20 protein-coding genes are annotated in these 14,868 nt (G+C 70.2%); 14 read left to right on the top strand and 6 right to left on the bottom strand.

The genetic code is table 11. The features are described from left to right. Positions 1 to 83 precede the first annotated feature (83 nt). The 5 genes from PUW82_RS00625 to PUW82_RS00605 all read left to right on the top strand — a co-directional run bounded on the left by PUW82_RS00625 (position 84) and on the right by PUW82_RS00605 (position 4,086). A complete protein-coding gene (locus PUW82_RS00625; RefSeq protein ID WP_274220449.1) occupies positions 84 to 1,394 on the top strand; it encodes a hemolysin family protein in 1,311 nt (436 codons plus the stop codon). Positions 1,395 to 1,472: 78 nt separating this feature from the next. After that, entirely contained in the window at positions 1,473 to 2,732 is a 1,260-nt protein-coding gene (gene nhaA, locus PUW82_RS00620) for a Na+/H+ antiporter NhaA (protein WP_274220448.1), read from the top strand. Positions 2,733 to 2,828: 96 nt separating this feature from the next. After that, positions 2,829 to 3,383, top strand: a complete 555-nt coding sequence (locus PUW82_RS00615) for a MarR family winged helix-turn-helix transcriptional regulator (protein ID WP_274220447.1) — start codon at positions 2,829 to 2,831, stop codon at positions 3,381 to 3,383. A gap of 75 nt (positions 3,384 to 3,458) precedes the next feature. Next, on the top strand, positions 3,459 to 3,710 hold the full coding sequence (locus tag PUW82_RS00610) for a hypothetical protein (protein ID WP_274220446.1): 252 nt from the start codon (positions 3,459 to 3,461) through the stop codon (positions 3,708 to 3,710). A gap of 58 nt (positions 3,711 to 3,768) precedes the next feature. Next, positions 3,769 to 4,086: a DUF7882 family protein gene (locus PUW82_RS00605; protein ID WP_274220445.1), complete on the top strand. Its 318-nt coding sequence runs from the start codon at positions 3,769 to 3,771 to the stop codon at positions 4,084 to 4,086. Between the two features lie 4 nt (positions 4,087 to 4,090). Here PUW82_RS00605 and PUW82_RS00600 read toward each other — a convergent pair whose 3' ends face one another. Then, the gene (locus tag PUW82_RS00600; protein ID WP_274221722.1) at positions 4,091 to 4,450 is read right to left on the bottom strand and encodes a DUF7882 family protein; all 360 of its coding nucleotides are present in this window, start codon (positions 4,448 to 4,450) and stop codon (positions 4,091 to 4,093) included. 89 nt (positions 4,451 to 4,539) lie between these two features. Between PUW82_RS00600 and PUW82_RS00595 the strand changes: the two genes are divergently transcribed. Genes PUW82_RS00595 through PUW82_RS00585 form a run of 3 tightly spaced genes read left to right on the top strand, consistent with a single transcriptional unit; the run spans position 4,540 to position 6,028 of the window. Next, entirely contained in the window at positions 4,540 to 4,680 is a 141-nt protein-coding gene (locus PUW82_RS00595; RefSeq protein ID WP_274220444.1) for a hypothetical protein, read from the top strand. Positions 4,681 to 4,690: 10 nt separating this feature from the next. Beyond that, positions 4,691 to 5,548: a transposase gene (locus PUW82_RS00590; RefSeq protein ID WP_274220443.1), complete on the top strand. Its 858-nt coding sequence runs from the start codon at positions 4,691 to 4,693 to the stop codon at positions 5,546 to 5,548. Between the two features lie 9 nt (positions 5,549 to 5,557). Beyond that, on the top strand, positions 5,558 to 6,028 hold the full coding sequence (locus tag PUW82_RS00585; RefSeq protein ID WP_274220442.1) for a glutaminase: 471 nt from the start codon (positions 5,558 to 5,560) through the stop codon (positions 6,026 to 6,028). 4 nt (positions 6,029 to 6,032) lie between these two features. Here the strand turns inward: PUW82_RS00585 and PUW82_RS00580 are convergent, their stop codons facing one another. The 5 genes from PUW82_RS00580 to PUW82_RS00560 all read right to left on the bottom strand — a co-directional run bounded on the left by PUW82_RS00580 (position 6,033) and on the right by PUW82_RS00560 (position 10,715). Beyond that, positions 6,033 to 7,073, bottom strand: a complete 1,041-nt coding sequence (locus tag PUW82_RS00580; RefSeq protein ID WP_274220441.1) for a YihY/virulence factor BrkB family protein — start codon at positions 7,071 to 7,073, stop codon at positions 6,033 to 6,035. A gap of 130 nt (positions 7,074 to 7,203) precedes the next feature. After that, positions 7,204 to 7,779, bottom strand: a complete 576-nt coding sequence (locus tag PUW82_RS00575; RefSeq protein WP_274220440.1) for a DUF3618 domain-containing protein — start codon at positions 7,777 to 7,779, stop codon at positions 7,204 to 7,206. Beyond that, the gene (locus PUW82_RS00570; protein ID WP_274220439.1) at positions 7,776 to 8,192 is read right to left on the bottom strand and encodes a phage holin family protein; all 417 of its coding nucleotides are present in this window, start codon (positions 8,190 to 8,192) and stop codon (positions 7,776 to 7,778) included. The genes PUW82_RS00575 and PUW82_RS00570 overlap by 4 nt, the downstream gene beginning before the upstream one ends. Further along, positions 8,182 to 9,006 (bottom strand): F0F1 ATP synthase subunit B family protein, encoded by an 825-nt coding sequence (locus tag PUW82_RS00565; RefSeq protein ID WP_274220438.1) that lies wholly within the window; start codon positions 9,004 to 9,006, stop codon positions 8,182 to 8,184. Before PUW82_RS00565 ends, PUW82_RS00570 begins: the two co-directional genes overlap by 11 nt. Before the next feature lie 251 nt (positions 9,007 to 9,257). Further along, on the bottom strand, positions 9,258 to 10,715 hold the full coding sequence (locus PUW82_RS00560) for an HNH endonuclease signature motif containing protein (protein ID WP_274220437.1): 1,458 nt from the start codon (positions 10,713 to 10,715) through the stop codon (positions 9,258 to 9,260). Positions 10,716 to 10,898: 183 nt separating this feature from the next. On the opposite strand from PUW82_RS00560, the gene PUW82_RS00555 reads away from it, so the two are divergent. Genes PUW82_RS00555 through PUW82_RS00530 form a run of 6 tightly spaced genes read left to right on the top strand, consistent with a single transcriptional unit; the run spans position 10,899 to position 14,799 of the window. Then, positions 10,899 to 11,186: a WXG100 family type VII secretion target gene (locus tag PUW82_RS00555; RefSeq protein WP_112617469.1), complete on the top strand. Its 288-nt coding sequence runs from the start codon at positions 10,899 to 10,901 to the stop codon at positions 11,184 to 11,186. 7 nt (positions 11,187 to 11,193) lie between these two features. Beyond that, positions 11,194 to 11,502, top strand: coding sequence for a BAR domain-containing protein (locus PUW82_RS00550; protein WP_274220436.1), 309 nt, complete (start codon positions 11,194 to 11,196; stop codon positions 11,500 to 11,502). 4 nt (positions 11,503 to 11,506) lie between these two features. Further along, entirely contained in the window at positions 11,507 to 12,751 is a 1,245-nt protein-coding gene (locus PUW82_RS00545) for a hypothetical protein (protein WP_274220435.1), read from the top strand. 43 nt (positions 12,752 to 12,794) lie between these two features. Beyond that, positions 12,795 to 13,412, top strand: a complete 618-nt coding sequence (locus tag PUW82_RS00540; RefSeq protein WP_274220434.1) for a hypothetical protein — start codon at positions 12,795 to 12,797, stop codon at positions 13,410 to 13,412. Continuing rightward, a complete protein-coding gene (locus PUW82_RS00535) occupies positions 13,409 to 14,038 on the top strand; it encodes a hypothetical protein (protein ID WP_274220433.1) in 630 nt (209 codons plus the stop codon). Before PUW82_RS00540 ends, PUW82_RS00535 begins: the two co-directional genes overlap by 4 nt. Beyond that, the gene (locus PUW82_RS00530; RefSeq protein ID WP_274220432.1) at positions 14,035 to 14,799 is read left to right on the top strand and encodes a hypothetical protein; all 765 of its coding nucleotides are present in this window, start codon (positions 14,035 to 14,037) and stop codon (positions 14,797 to 14,799) included. Before PUW82_RS00535 ends, PUW82_RS00530 begins: the two co-directional genes overlap by 4 nt. The last annotated feature ends 69 nt before the right edge of the window (positions 14,800 to 14,868 follow it).

The following is a 14,868-nucleotide window of genomic DNA, read 5'->3' as shown; positions in this document are numbered from 1 at the left end:
TGCGCCGTTTCGGCCTCTGACTCCGATAGTCCCAGCGCCCGGGTGACCCCGGGCGCGATCCGTTTCCCGCGCGCGGGCCGCCGATGAACGGCGACCTGCTCCTCAACATCGTCCTCGTCGTCATCTTCGTCCTCATCGGTGGCGTCTTCGCCGCCACGGAGATGGCCCTCGTGACCCTGCGCGACAGCCAGGTCAACGCTCTCGCACTGCGCGGAAAGCGCGGCGAGAAGGTCGCCGCTCTCGCCCGCAACCCCAACACGTTCCTCTCAGCCGTGCAGATCGGCGTGACCGTCGCCGGATTCGCCTCGGCCGCGTACGGAGCCTCGTCGATCGCCCCGTCGCTCGCGCCGGTGCTGGAGTCGTGGGGTGTTGCCCGCGGCGCCGCGATGACCGTCGCGACCATCGTGCTGACGCTGATCATCGCCTACCTCTCGCTGGTGCTGGGTGAGTTGGTGCCCAAGCGGCTCGCCATTCAGCGCAACGCCGCCTTCGCATACGGCGTCGCGCCGGTGCTCAACGGTTTCGCCAAGCTCATGCGGCCGGTGATCTGGCTGCTCTCGATCTCGACGAATCTCCTCGTGCGCCTGCTCGGCGGTGACCCGAACAAGACCGGCGAGGAGCTCAGCGACGAAGAGCTGCGCGACATCGTGTCGAGTCACGAGGGTTTGCCCGAGGACGAACGGCGCATCCTCGACGATGTGCTGTCGCTCCGTGACCGCCAGCTCAGCGAGGTCATGCGGCCCCGTCCCGAGGTGGTCTCCCTGCTCGGACGCGACACGGTCGGCGAAGCGGCGGCGGTCGTCCGCGACCTGCCCTACTCGCGCTATCCGATCATCGATCAGACGATCGACGACGTCGTCGGGTTCGTGCACGTGCGCGACCTGCTCGACGCGGCCGCCACCGACGACACGCAGACCCTCGCCGACATCGTGCGGCCCATCCGCTACTTCCCCTCGACGGCGCGGCTGCTGCCGACGCTCACGAGCATGCGCGCAGAGGGCAGCCAGATCGCGGTCGTGGTCGACGAGTACGGCGGCACCGACGGCATCGTGACCCTCGAGGACCTGGTCGAGGAGGTCGTGGGCGAGATCGTCGACGAGTACGACACCGAGGTCATGCCGCACGTCCTGGCGGTCGAGGGCGGATCCGTCGACGGTCGACTGAACCTTCAGGACTTCGAAGAGGCGACGGGCATCTCCATCCCACGCGGCACCTCCGACACGGTCGCGGGCTTCGTGATCGAGCAGCTCGGCCGACTCGCGCGGGTCGGCGACCGCATCGAGGTGGACGGCGCGTCGATCGAGGTCACGCGCCTCGACCGGCGCCGCATCTCCGAGCTGCATGTCGCTCGCGTCTCGCCGGAGGCCGAGCCCGCGGCATCCGAGGACGGCTAAGCTCGGGGGCGGTGCGTCGGGAAGTCTGGTCGACATTCCCGTCGGCGACCGTCGACGGAGGACGAGAGGTTTCTTCGTATGTACGACGCACTGCCCCGCCGAGCCCGGCTGCGCCGCTGGCTCTCCCGCGAGACCACGAGCGGAGCGCTGCTGCTGACAGCCGCCGCCCTCGCTCTGATCTGGGCCAACTCGCCGTTCGCCGATGCCTACACCGCGCTGTCCGAGTTCACGATCGGACCCGAGGCGCTTCACCTCGACCTGTCGCTCTCGCACTGGGCCGCCGACGGGCTGCTCGCCCTGTTCTTCTTCGTCGTCGGCGTCGAGCTGAAGCACGAGTTCGTCGCGGGAAGCCTGCGGCGCCCGCGTGAAGCAGCGGTACCGGTGCTGGCCGCCGTCGGCGGCATGCTGGTTCCCGCCGTCATCTTCGTCGCCGTCGTGCTCGCGTTCGGCGACACGGAGGCGCTGCGGGGATGGGCCATCCCCACGGCGACCGACATCGCCTTCGCCCTCGCGGTGCTCGCCATCTTCGGCCGCGGGCTGCCGCCGGGGCTCCGCACCTTCCTCCTGACGCTCGCCGTCGTGGACGATCTGCTCGCGATCATCGTGATCGCCGTCTTCTACACCGCGACCATTCAGCTCGTCCCGCTCGTGATCGCGCTCGCCGGCGTCGCGGTGTACGCGGTGCTCGTGCGCCGGCGCTGGGCGCGCTGGTGGCTGCTGCTACCCCTCGCCCTCCTCGTGTGGGGCTTCCTCCATGCCTCCGGCGTGCACGCGACGATTGCGGGGGTGCTGCTCGGCTTCGCCGTCCCGGCGCGTCCGCTGGCCGGCGAGAGCATCGCGCGCACCGACACCTACGACGACCTCGTGCGCCCGTTCTCGGCCGGCATCGCGCTGCCCGTCTTCGCCTTCTTCGCGGCAGGTGTCACCGTTGTCGGCGCGGGCGACCCCCTCGCCGTCGTCGCGCAGCCGGTCGTGGCGGCAATCGTCGGCGGCCTCGTCGTCGGCAAGGCGATCGGCGTGCTCGCGACGACCGCCCTCGTGACGCGGGTGACGCGCCTGCGGCTGCCGGAGGGCGTCGCGCTCCGTGATCTGCTGCCGATCGGTCTGCTGTGCGGCATCGGCTTCACGGTGTCGCTGCTCATCACCGGGCTCTCGTTCGACGACGGAGTGCACACCGACGGCGCCCGCTTCGCCGTGCTGCTGGGCACCCTGCTGTCGGCCCTGGGCGCCGCGGTGCTGCTCAGCCGCAACGCGGCGCGCGCGCGCCGCGAGGCGGTTGCCGCGGCGGACGGCATCGACGGCGACGGCCCCGCCCTGGGCTTCGACGGCCGCCCCTGATCCGCTGTGCGCGGTGACCAGGCACGGAACGGCGGGGGAGTCAATGACCCCGCGTGCCGCGTGCGCTCGCCTGCGGGCTCGTTCTAGGATGCCGTGGTGCCCGACGCTTCGACGACCAAGCATTATTGGTACCCCTCGGGTCCCGAGGACACCGCGACGCCGCGCGAGCGCGGGGTTGCGGTCCTGCAAGCGTTCCGGCTGTACCGCGCGGCGGAAGCCGCGATGCGTCGTCGCACCCGCGACTCGATGTCGATGGGTGAGAACGAACTGCTCGTGCTCCGCTACCTCATCAAGGCGCAGGGTGACGGCCGGTTCGTCGGGCCGACCGAGCTGTCGCGGTACCTCGGCATCTCGACGGCATCCACCACAGCCCTGATCGACCGCCTGCAGAAGTCCGGTCACGTCGTGCGGCAGGCGCATCCCAGCGACCGGCGCAGCGTGCACGTCGTGGCTACCGACAAGTCCGATCAGGAGGTCCGCGAGACGCTCGGTCGGATGCACGAGCGCATGATCGCGGCCGTCGACGGCATGAGCGCAGACGAGGCCCGCATCGTCATCGACTGCCTCGGGCGGTTGCAGCAGGCCGTCGACGAGGTCGACGCCCACGCGCATGATCCGCAGGCCGAGCAGGCGAACAGCGACCGCTCCTGAGGGGGTACTTCGGTAACGGAGAAAGCCGGCGAATTGACATTCGTCAGGCTGTGCCACGCGTGACACGATGGGAACATGTGTTCTCTTCCGGTGACCCCGAGCGAGGAGCGCATCACCCTCGAGGGGCAGGTCGTGACCTCGTTCTCGGGTGCCGTGGCGCGGCTGGCGGCTGCGCATCCCGCGCTCGCGGTGACCGACGTCGAGCGCGTCGTGCTGCGCGAGTGGGAGGCGTTCAGCGCGGGCCGTCCCCTGGTGGTGCCCGTGGGGGTCGAGGAGGGCGCGGCCGAGATGCTCGGCGCCGAGATACCCGCCCGATCCGACGTCTGAGGCCGCACGGCGCTCGGGTTCGTTTTCTGGACCGCTGCCGGCGGGTTAGGCTCACTGCGTGGGCCGATTCATCTATGACACGCTGGGGAACTCCGTCGAGATCGACGACCGTACCCTGGCGCACCTGCGCATCGTGATCATGAACAAGCTGCGCCGCTCGGAGCCGTTCATGTTCGACATCGACCTGCCCCGCGGCGGTGAGCGCCGCAGCTACTGGATCCACCCGTCCGTGCCCCTGCAGTTCCACTTCTCGGGCAGCCGCCAGCCGCGTATCAACCGCTACTGGGTCGAAGAGCTCATGCAGGTCGCGAGCGGACCGTCGGGCCTCTCACTCGTTCCCGAGCCGACCGACGAAGGCGCGCCCGAGGTCGGCTGACCTCTCAGGACGCGGTGCCGCTCTCGCCGGCGTCAGGGCTTTCGGACGTCGCCACGGCCTCGTCGTCGGGATGCTCGGCGACGACCATGATGCCGCCGGACGAGTTCGCCGAGCTGGCGAGCTCCTCGACCCACTCGCGGCTGAGCGTCGTGGGCTCGGGATCGTCGAAGACGAAGCGCAGCGGGATCGAGGGATGCAGCCAGATGGTGCTGCGTCCCGTGGGCTCGCCCTCGGGGTGCCGCCACGAGAGCGTGAAGCTCTCACCGCGCCGCAGCTTGGTCGAGATGACGACCTTCAGGTGCGCCAGCGTGCGGTCTTCGATCTGGATCGGCGCTGCGCCGTCGCCGTAGTAGATGCTGCCCACGGGCACCACATTATCCAACGCGGGGCGAAACGCCCGTAGCTTGTCAAGGCCTCGACGCTTCGCGGATCGCGGGCGAGAGTAGACCACCGATGAGCATCGATCCCCGACCTGGCGACGAGACCGAACCGCACGACAGCGGATCGGTCGAAGAGCAGCTGTTCGCCGACCTGCCCGCTTTCGACGTCGTGGACGGCGAGCTCATGCCTCGCGCGCGCAAGCCGCGTCGGTGAGAATGGCCGGATGGGTGCTGACGGGGCGAATGGGCTGGATGTCGCAGCGTTGGACGCCGTCGCAGCCGAGCTGCTGAGCCTGCCGCCCGCCGACTTCACCCGGGCGCGCAACGACCGCGCCGCCGCCGAGACCGGAGCGCTGGCCCGCGGCATCCGGGGATTGCGCAAGCCCACGGTCGCCGCGTGGGCGGTCAACCTCCTGAGCCACGACCCGGCGTTCCGTGAGGCACTCGAGCTCTCGGGTGCGCTCCGCGAAGCGCAGGACGACCTGGATGCCGCCGAGCTCGCGCGACTCGGCAAGCAGCGGCGTGCCCTCGTGGCCGCGCTCGCGCGTCGTGCGGCCGACCTGGCGCGGGACGCCGATGTCACGCTGACCGCCGGAGCGAGGGACGAGGTGGAGCGGACGGTCAACGCCGCGATCGTCGACCCGGTCGCCGGAGCCGTCGTCGCCGCCGGGCGGCTGCTTCGTCCCCTCGATCCGGGGGCGGTGACCGCGGACGACCTGGCCGAGCGGGTCGCGGGTTCGGTGCCGGGCGCGATCGAGCCGCCCGCCGCGGCGCACGACGACCTCGCCGAGCGCCGTGCACGCCGCGAGGCCGAGAAGCGCCGGCGTGAGGCCGATCGGGCGGCATCCGAGGCTCGGCGCGAGCTCGCACGCATCGAAGGCAAGACCGAGACCGCCCGCGAGAAGGCCGACCGGCTGCACGAGCGGGTCGACGATCTGCGCCGCGACCTCGCCCGGGTGGTCGACGAGGCGGAGACCGCGGATGCCGCTGTGGACGAACTCGAGCGTCAGGCCCGCGAGGCCCGCGATGCTCTGTCGGCCGCGGAGCGCAAGGTCGGCGACGCCGCCGCCCGCGGTCAATAGCATCGGGGCATGCCTTCTTCTGCGGCCGCCCTCATCGACGACGCGCGTCGGCGCCTGGCGGGGGCGCATCGGGAGCGCCTGGGAGTGCGCCAGGAGGGGCGCCGCCTGCTCGGGTTCGGCCGCGCCAGCCGCATCCTTCCGGTCGGGGACGCCTGGCATGTCGGTGTGCTGCTGATCGCCGATGAGGAGGTCTTCGCGACCGGCGAGGTGCTGCGCGCGCGGGCCGAGGTGATCCGCGGGTACACGGCCGAGTCGCAGCGGGCCCGCTACGAGCGGGCGGCGGCGGCGTTTCGCGGTGGCTTCGCCGAGGGTGAGCCGGTGCACATCGACTGGAGCCCGATCGACCTCGCCGCCGTCGATGCCGGAGGGGCCTCAGGGCCTCTCTCCGGTGTCGACGGCGGCGTGAGTGTCGCGTTCGCGGCGGGTGCTCGGATGTCGCTGGCGGACTACCTCGATGATCGCATCGCGCTGCTGCGCTGAGGGATCAGGAGTCCGAGCGACCGCGTGACTGACGCAGGTTGCGAGCCTCCTCGCGTTCCTCAGCCTCCTGCTTCTCGGTCTTCTCGATCCGCTTCGTGTCGCGCGGGGGCAGCTGGATGGTCTCTTCCGCGGGCATGCCGGCCTGCAGCTCGCGGCCGCGCTCGAGCTCGGCGTCGAACTCCGCGCCGAACAGCAGCGCGAGGTTGGTGATCCACAGCCACAGCAGGAAGATGATGACGCCGGCGAAGGAGCCGTACGTGCGCTCGTAGTTCGAGAAGTTCGCCACGTAGAGGCCGAAGCCGAGGGTGGCGATGGCCAGCACCGCGATCGCGATGAGAGCGCCCGAGCTGATCCAGCGGAACTTCGGCTGCTTGGCGTTGGGGCCGAAGTAGTAGAGGACGGCGACGAGCAGCACGATGATGAGAGCCAGCACCGGCCACTTGGCGATCTGCCAGATGAGCACGGCCGTGTCGCCGAGGCCGATCGCATCGCCGATGGCCTGGGCCAACGGTCCCGATACGACGAGCAGCACCAGGGCGACGACGACGAGGGCGACGGCCAGCACGGTGACGCCGAGCTGCTGCGGCTTGAGCTTGTAGAACGGCCGGCCTTCGTCGATCTCCCAGATCCGGTTGAGGGCCCGGCTGAAGGCGCCGACGTAGCCCGATGCCGACCACAGGGCCAGCACGATGCCCGAGATGAGCGCGAAGCCGGCGGTGGGGGAGCTGGCGAGCTCTTCGATCGGCCCGCGCAGGGTTTCGGCGGTGCCGCCCGGAGCGACTTGGCCGACGATGTCGAGCACGGCGTCGGCGGCCTGTTGACCCTGGCCGATCACGCCGAGCAGCGAGAACACCGCGAGCAGTCCCGGGAAGGCGGAGAGGACGGCGTAGTAGGTCAGTCCCGCCGCGAGGTCGGGGCTCTGGTCGCGGCTGAACTCGCGGAACGTCCGCTTGAGGACGTGCTTCCACGAGGGCTTCTCGACGTCGGTCAGCGAGTCGGGCTTGGCCGGGTGCTCGGGGTCGCGCGTGTCGGTGTGACGGGACATGTCTCTCTCCTGGGGAAGTAGGTCGGCCGGATGGTGCATCACCGGCCTCTCGCAACCGTGCACCGAGGCCGCGGCTGTTCGCCGCAGGCTCGGTGCACGGTTGCTGCCTCGCGGGGCGAGGCGGAGGGTGTCAGCTGCCGCTGACGTTGTCGCGAGCCTCCTGGGTGCGGTCCTTGACGTTGTCGACGCCGTCCTGGGCGTCGCCCTTGACGTGCGAGACGGCCTCGGTCGCGGTGTCCTTGACGGCAGCCGCGGCCTCCTGCACCGGCTCCTTCAGGTCGGAACCGACCTGCTGGGCGACGCTCTTCGCCTCATCGACGAGAGGCTGCGCCTGCTCCTTGACGTCGGCCGCGATGCCCTTCTCCTTCTCGGAGGCGGGGATCAGCGAGGCGACGAGCAGGCCGCCGGCGAAGGCCATGAGTCCGACGGCGAGGGGGTTGCCCTCGGCCTTCGAGCCCACACGGTGCGCGGCGCTCGAGACGCCGTCGGCGACGGAGGAGCCGGCACCGTGCAGCGACGAGCCCGCGTCATCGGCAGCACCCATGACGCGGTCGCGCACGGATCCGAACGCTCCCTTGATCTTGTCGGTCTGGCGATGCGCGATCTTCGAGGGGGTCACCTTGTCGACGAGGGCATCGGTGTCCTGGCTGAGTTCGCGGCGCTTGCGCTCGATGTCGGCGCGGATCGCTTCCGGTGAATCGGTCATCGGTTCTCCTCATTTCTCTTCAGTGCGTCGGGGATCTTTCCGAGGGTCTCCGCGGTCTGCGGCGCACCCTGGACCTGCTTGAGCTGCTTGCGGCCGAGGGAGTACAGCACAGCCGCGACGACGCCCCAGATGATGGCGACGATGACGGCCGACCAGCCGAGGCCGACGAGGTAGCCCAGGGCCCACCACAGGGCGATCGACAGGAAGAAGATCGCCATGAGTGCGGCGTACCCGGCGCCGCCGAGCATGCCCGCGCCCTTGCCGGCGCGGGTGCCGGACTCCTTGAGCTCGGCCTTGGCCAGGTTGATCTCCTGGCGCATGAGCTCCGACAGGTCGCGCGTCACTTCGCCCAGCAGATCGCCGAGCGACGTGTTCGCCGCCTGCTGCTCGGAGGGGGTGGGGTTATCGGTCATCGCGCGTCTCCCCGAGACCCTCCGTGTACGGCTCGGCGGTGACGCCGCGCGAGCTCTCGTACAGCGGCGTGGGTTCCGCCGCGACATCCGGCGTCGTGACGGCCGGCGTGATCGGCGACCCGGCCGGCGAACCGACGGGCGGAGCGACGGGCGTGACCGGGGTTCCGACCGGCGAGCCGATCGGTGTGTCCACCGGAGCCGGGGTCGGAGCGGACGGAGCGGCGGGGATGCGACCCGCGCCCGACGTGCCCTCGGTGACGCCCGAGCCGGTGTGGCCCGTGCCCGTCGCCTCGTGCTCTTCCTTGGCGCTCTCGGTGAGGGCGCGCGTCAGTCGACCGGCGACGACGCCCGCGATGAGAGCGCCGGCGATGAAGACGCCGGGCTTACGGCGTGCGAAGGTCTTGACCTCGTTCACCAGCGAACCGGGGTCGCGCTGCGACAGCCAGTCCGAGGCTCCGCTGACACGGGTCGACGCCTGACGGACGAGGTCCGTGGCGATGCCCGGGTTGTCGGAACCCTTCGCGAGCGTGCTGAGCTCGTCTCCGATCGAGCGCAGCCCGTCGGCGACGCGCTGCTGCTGCGACGCAGCCTGCTCGGTCAGCTGCTGCTTCGTCTGCGAGTAGACCTGCTTGGCCTGCGACTTCGCCTCGGATGCGACACCCGCGGCCTCGTGCTTCGCGGTCTCGACGACGTGCCCGGCTTCTGCGCGAGCCGTGCCGGCGACCTGCCCGGCCTCCTGCTTCGCCGTCTCGGCCGTTCCGGACGCTGATCCTGCCTGCGAGCCGGACGTCGGCTCACCATAGTTCTGCGACATCGGTTCTCCTCTCGGTACCGCTTTGCGTTCGTGGGTTCCCGATGTAACTCCTGCTCCGGTACGTCCTGCCCGGGGCTTGACGGCAGAGAACCGCTGTGGGATGGCGTCGTGATTCGGACGAAGATCGGCGCGTATCGGATGCCCCGGGATCGCGCCGGCGGCACGCGTGGCGGCGTCATCGGCGCCGCTCGCACGAGACTCGCGTGTCAGAACGGCCGGACCGCGCACGTCGAAACGGCGGGACGCAGGTGTCAGAACGGCGGGCTGTCGTGCCCGGTTCGGATGCCGCGGAGTGCGGATGTTGCCTCGGCCGTCGAGTCCGTGGCCGGCGGTGATTCCGTCGCCGGGGTGAAGGCGACGAGGGGCGGCGGCGCGTCTTCGCGGTAGACACTCCCCGTGGGAGAGGTCCACACGAGCAGTCCTCCCGCCAGCTGTTTCACTCGCCATCGGGTGTGGTGTTTGATCTCGTGGTGCCTCTTGCAGAGGTGTGCGAGGTTGCCCACGTGCGTGGGTCCGCCGTCGGAGGCGGCGTGGGTGTGGTCTATCTCGCACCGAATGGCGGGCTGCCGGCATCCGGGGAATCGGCAGTGCCGGTCCCGCGCCCGCAGGAGGCGTCTCATTGCGGCGGTCGGCTGGTAGGCGTCGCACTCCAGGACGGTTCCGGTGACGGGGTGGGTGAGGAGCCGATCCCAGGCGGTGTTGTCGCCGGCGAGTTCGCGGGCGGTGGCGGCGTCGATGGGGGAGCGGCCCACGAGGTCGGCGGGCCCGTCGTCCTGGCCGGTAAGGGTGAGCGCGGACACGACGACCTGTACCTTCGCGCGGATCGCGCCAAGCGTGCCGTTGCCGTCGTCGTCGGCCGTGGCGTCGAGTGACGGCGCTCCCGTGAGCAGCAGGTCGGCGAACACGTCGGCGCGGACCTGGTCCATCGTGCGCGTGTCGCCCGAGAACGACGAACCTCCCGCCGCAGCTGCTTCAGCCGGAGCCGTGTCAGGCCTCGCCCCTTCGACCGTCTCCGCCGCCCTATCGTCACTCCCGGCCGCGTCGGCCTGCGGGCGGGCGTCGATGATCTCGCGTGCCTGTCGCGTCAGCCGGTCAACCACGCCCTCGGCGATCACGCTCGGCAGTGTCGCGATCAGGTCCGACATCCCGTCCGCCCCCGCCTGCACGCGCACGCACCGCCCCGCGGCAGCCTGCTCGTGCCGTTCGCTGAACGAGCGCGGATGCAGTCTCTCCGCGAGATGCACCAGCGCATCTCGCACCCGGTTGGGCGTCTCACCCTCACATCTCTCGATCGCTACACGCTCGAATTCCGCCCGCGATTCGGCCGGCACCACGCAGCCGGTGTCCTGGATCACCCGCACATGCCCCCGCGTGATGCGGCCCGCTTCCCAGGCGTTCATCGTCACCGGGTAGTTCTCGACCAGGTCGCGGGCCTCGTCGATCCGTCGTTGCAGCGTCCGGTCCGTCGTGACGAACACCCCGGCAAGTTCCGCCGCGATCCCGCGCAGAGCCATCTCTCGCGCCTTCACCCGCTCGTCAGCCCCCGCCGATTGCTGCTCCGCCAGCCGCCCCGCCGCGGCGAGCACGCGCACCTCGCGGATCTGCACGGCGCGTGCCGCATCCGTGACACCCGCGGCGTCGACGAGGAGTTCCGCGAGCGCCGCGAGATTCGCGTCGCTCCCGCTCCCGCTCCCAACATTCGAAGACATGTTCGAATAATGACACGAACGTCCGACATCGCGCTGCCGAGGGCTTCTCCCGAGCGATGCGCCACCGGGAGCCATCGGGGCCGATGGGGAGTTCTCCCCATCGACCTCGGGTGATGCGGGCCGATAGCTTTTCAGTGTCGGCTCCGGAGGGGAGTCGGAACACCAACTTTCAGGAGGGCCGTCATGGCTGATTTCGGTGCGTCTTATGGCGAGATGGAGCAGGTTGCGAGCTCGCTGGCGCAGGCTCGTGATGACATTCAGGGGCAGCTGGACACCCTGAAGTCGCAGGTCGACACGTTGCTGGGTGATGACTTCAAGACGCAGCACGCGTCGGGCAAGTTCGGTGAGGGGTATTCCGAGCTGACGACGGGTCTGAAGAACGCTGTTGATGGCATCAACGACATGTCCGAGTCGCTTCTGGGCATGATGCGCGCGATCCAGGACCTCGACCAGCAGCTCGCCGGCAGCTGACACAGCGATGGCCGTTCGACTTTCGTACGACGAGATCGGCGCGCTCTACACGAACCTGCTGGCGACGCAGACGGAGTTCGAGAATGCTTCGTCGCGGGCGAGCGATCTCGCTTCCGACATCGACCGCCCGTACGAGCGAGGCGAGCTTCGCGACGAGGCCAACACGTTCGAAAGTCAGTGGGACGACCGCCGCGGAAAGCTCAACGAGGGGCTGGAATCGGTGATCAACCGTGCCAAGACGGTGCTCGAGGGGTTCGGCGATTTCGACCTCGAGTCGGCCGCGCAGATGGCTGCGCAGATGCAGGAAACGGGGTAAGGGGATGGCAACGCACGAGTCGCCGCGCGGGCGGCCGGTAGAGGTCGTCGTCGGAAGCGCGGGGTCGATCGAGTCCCGCGGCAATCAGGTCGTCAATCTCGGCTCAGCAATGAGGGATGCCGCGGGGCTGCTCGACCGCCTCGTGGCTGAGGGCGCCGACATGGAAGGCGCCGCGATCGACAAGCTGCGCGAAGCGGGCGAAGAGGTCCATCGCGAGCTCGGGCGTGCCGCCGACCTCTACGTCGCCGTCGGCCCCTTCATCCGCGACTACGGCTCGGCGCTCGGCGACGTCCAGACACGGATGCACTCGAGCGTGAGTTCCGCCAACGACGCGTGGGCGACCCTGCAGCTGCGACGGGACGAGGCCGCCGAAGCGGAGAACACCCGGGTCAACCAGACCAACTCCGCACCGTCGGCCGATCCGGCCGCGTCGGACGCCGCGCAGCAGCAAGCCGATGAGGCCGCTGCGGACGCGCTGGCGGCCCGCAACGCCGCATACGACCTCTGGGAGTCCGCGGGCAACGCCTTCGACGCGGATTACGACGCGTGGGAATCGGCGTTCGAGACCGCGGTGTCGGGCATTCGCTCCGCTACGCAAGACGGCGTGCAGGACTCGTTCTGGGACAACCTCGACGGGATCGTGTCGTTCGTCCTCGACGTGCTGGCGATCGCGGGCATGGTCCTCGCGGTTCTGGCGCTCGTCGTCGGCGGGCCGATCGTCGCCATGCTCGCGCTCGCTGTCGGTGTCCTCTCGCTCGTCCTGACCATCTACCAAGCGACTCGGGGCGACGCCGGTCCGGTCGAGGTCGGTCTTGCGATCCTCGGAGTCTTCCCGTTCGGCGCGCTGGGCGAGTTCGCCTCCGGCGGTGTGGGAGCGGGGATGCGCGCGTGGACGGGCCTGTCGCGCGGCGGGCTGTCGGTAGCCGACGACGCGGCGCGGTGGAGCCTGAGTCTGAGCGGCGGCCTGCCCGACTTCGTGTCCAACATGCGCAGCCTCGGCGGCAGCGGCGCCGGATTCCTGTCGCTGGGCGGCAACAACCTCGACTTCATGTCCGACGTGGTGACCGGCTTCGACAACGAGATGTGGCGAGTGGTCGGCGAACTCGGCACGATGCCGCAGCAGGCGGCGTACGCGTCAGATGCGGCGGGGACCTTCGTCGGGAGCGTCGCGAACATCTTCAGCTACGGAGAGAACATCATCGACGCGGCGTCCGGCTCGTTCCTGAACCTCTCGGACCTGCGCTGGTGAGCGCGGTCCGGCCGAGGTCCGTGGACTGTGGCAGGGTGTTTCCGTGATGTCGCTGCGGGATGAACTGCTCGGGCGTGTTTCGTCCATCCCGGCGTTCCGGATGATCGGGCCGCCGGGCTGGGAACTGCACGAGATGGCGCCCGATGTCGAGCAGCGGCTCGTCGCCCGGGCGCGAGAGCGTCTCATGGCAGCTCACCAGCCGGTGCTGTTCGCGCGACTCGGCCCCCTCGTGGCCGAGGCATTCGCGTCGGCTCGAGCGCAGGGCGCGATATTCATGATCATGCCCGGAGCCGAGACGCCTCCGGGGTTGCTGGCGCCCGTCACCATCCTCGGTTCGCTGCAGCGCTCGACTCCGTCAGCGCCGTTGGATGCGCGCGTGGCCGAGGCGATCGAGCACCACGGCGCACGGGCGCTCGGAGACAGTCGGCATTTCCTCCGGTGGGAGCATCGCAAGCGGGCGCGCATCGATGGCGACGAGGCTGAGACTCGAACCCTCGTCTACCTCACCCCGCTCCCCGGCACCGGGAGGTCGAGTGCGTTGCAACTGACGGCCACCCTCGTTCAGCCGATCGAGACGGATGCCGAGATGGATGCCCGCATCGCCGACTGGATCGCCATGATCGACGCTTCGGTCGCGACCTTCGCGTTGGTCCGCCCGTGACCGCCGTCCGCTACGTCGACGATCCCGAGTTCGTCGTCCCGCTCCGTACCGAGGTGATGAGCGACAGCGCCCGAGCGCAGTGGGCGCGGGAGGCCGTCGCAGCGACGGTGCGCAGACACGGCGCCGACGTGGTCCGTTCGGACCTCGCGACCGAGTTCGCGGCGCGAGCCCAGGCGCGAATCGCGGATGAGGGAAGCGCCGGCGTGCTGCTGTACGCGCCGGCATGGCGGGTGTGGACGGCCGTGCGCATCGCCGTCAGCGAGGTCGAGCCGACGCCCGAGGAGATCGATGCTTTCGTGCGCCCTCCCGCGCTGCTGCCGCCGCAGGTCCGCGCCACCCCTGACCTGCCCGTGGGTCGAGGTGTGTCGTCGACGGTCCTGGTCAGCGCTTCCCCGGCGCTGGGAGCGGTACGGTGGCTCTTCGTGCCGCCTGGCCACAGCATCCGCGTCGACATGACTCCCGTCGCCGCGCCCGCGGTGACGGCGGTCGCGGCGCTGGTCGAGGTGTTCCTCACGACCCTGCGCATCGACGGGGTCGACGGTGATCGAGCTGCGGCTTTCGACCCCGCTCGTCTCGTGTCGCCGCTCGACGCCGAGGGGCGGAACTGGCCGGAGTGGACGAGATGACGACAGGGCCCGCGGCGCGATTCGCCGCAACGCGACGCACATGGGAGCCGATCGACTGGTGGCGCCTCGAGGCGCGCGCGTGGCAGGAGGCGCCTACGGTGCGGCGCGTCATCGCCTTCTTCGCGCCCACGTCTGTGTTCCGCGAGCTCGCTTCGCATTCAGGTCGGAACCCGGCGATCACGATCCTGCTGCTGATCTGGAATCTCGTCGGGCTGGGCGCGCCCGTGGTAGGCGCCGCCCTGCTGCTCGGGTGGGTGTTCGGCCGAGCGGATGTCGCGGCGGTCGGTCCCGCGGGTGTCGCGTTCGCGGCGGGCGCCGTCGTCGCCGGCGCGGGGCTGATCACCAGCGGGCGCGACGCCGGCCGCGTGGATGCGGGGTCCGCCCACGCGATCGGATGGGTTCACGCCCTCGCCGCGGGAGCAGCGCTGATCGTGTCGGTCCTCGCCACGATCCAGGATCGGGCCGAGGGGATGTGGGGCATTGCGCTGATCGCGGCGGATCTCATCGTCGGCGTGCTGTACTTCGTGGTCTTCCGGCGCAAGCCCACGGACGGCTCCGCACGCTGGAAGGCCACGGTGGATCGGCTCGCTGCGGCCGTCGCGGCTCTCGATGAGCACACGCGCGCCCGCATCCTCGCGGACATCGGTGACGCCATCGACGAGCTCGAGACCGGTGGCCGCATCCCGGAGTCCGTCGCGGCGGATGCGCGGCAGACGCCGCCCGGCATGCTCGGCGCTCGCTTCGGATCGCGCGAATCGTGATCTCCGCAACACGCATCCGCTGAATGGCGTGCGCGACGCCTCCGAGCCGTCGCTCATCGTTCGCGCGAC

The organism is Microbacterium thalli, from assembly GCF_028737325.1.
GTDB classification, from domain to species: Bacteria; Actinomycetota; Actinomycetes; order Actinomycetales; family Microbacteriaceae; genus Microbacterium; species Microbacterium thalli.
This window is presented reverse-complemented; position numbering and strand designations above follow the sequence as displayed.

What these genes read in the sequence shown, in the direction of transcription:
- PUW82_RS00625 (WP_274220449.1), top strand. Translation starts at nt 84, where the DNA reads ATGAACGGCGACCTGCTCCTCAACATCGTCCTCGTCGTCATCTTCGTC.
- nhaA (WP_274220448.1), top strand. Translation starts at nt 1,473, where the DNA reads ATGTACGACGCACTGCCCCGCCGAGCCCGGCTGCGCCGCTGGCTCTCC.
- PUW82_RS00610 (WP_274220446.1), top strand. Translation starts at nt 3,459, where the DNA reads ATGTGTTCTCTTCCGGTGACCCCGAGCGAGGAGCGCATCACCCTCGAG.
- PUW82_RS00595 (WP_274220444.1), top strand. Translation starts at nt 4,540, where the DNA reads ATGAGCATCGATCCCCGACCTGGCGACGAGACCGAACCGCACGACAGC.
- PUW82_RS00590 (WP_274220443.1), top strand. Translation starts at nt 4,691, where the DNA reads ATGGGTGCTGACGGGGCGAATGGGCTGGATGTCGCAGCGTTGGACGCC.
- PUW82_RS00585 (WP_274220442.1), top strand. Translation starts at nt 5,558, where the DNA reads ATGCCTTCTTCTGCGGCCGCCCTCATCGACGACGCGCGTCGGCGCCTG.
- PUW82_RS00580 (WP_274220441.1), bottom strand. Translation starts at nt 7,073, where the DNA reads ATGTCCCGTCACACCGACACGCGCGACCCCGAGCACCCGGCCAAGCCC.
- PUW82_RS00575 (WP_274220440.1), bottom strand. Translation starts at nt 7,779, where the DNA reads ATGACCGATTCACCGGAAGCGATCCGCGCCGACATCGAGCGCAAGCGC.
- PUW82_RS00570 (WP_274220439.1), bottom strand. Translation starts at nt 8,192, where the DNA reads ATGACCGATAACCCCACCCCCTCCGAGCAGCAGGCGGCGAACACGTCG.
- PUW82_RS00565 (WP_274220438.1), bottom strand. Translation starts at nt 9,006, where the DNA reads ATGTCGCAGAACTATGGTGAGCCGACGTCCGGCTCGCAGGCAGGATCA.
- PUW82_RS00560 (WP_274220437.1), bottom strand. Translation starts at nt 10,715, where the DNA reads ATGTCTTCGAATGTTGGGAGCGGGAGCGGGAGCGACGCGAATCTCGCG.
- PUW82_RS00555 (WP_112617469.1), top strand. Translation starts at nt 10,899, where the DNA reads ATGGCTGATTTCGGTGCGTCTTATGGCGAGATGGAGCAGGTTGCGAGC.
- PUW82_RS00550 (WP_274220436.1), top strand. Translation starts at nt 11,194, where the DNA reads ATGGCCGTTCGACTTTCGTACGACGAGATCGGCGCGCTCTACACGAAC.
- PUW82_RS00545 (WP_274220435.1), top strand. Translation starts at nt 11,507, where the DNA reads ATGGCAACGCACGAGTCGCCGCGCGGGCGGCCGGTAGAGGTCGTCGTC.
- PUW82_RS00530 (WP_274220432.1), top strand. Translation starts at nt 14,035, where the DNA reads ATGACGACAGGGCCCGCGGCGCGATTCGCCGCAACGCGACGCACATGG.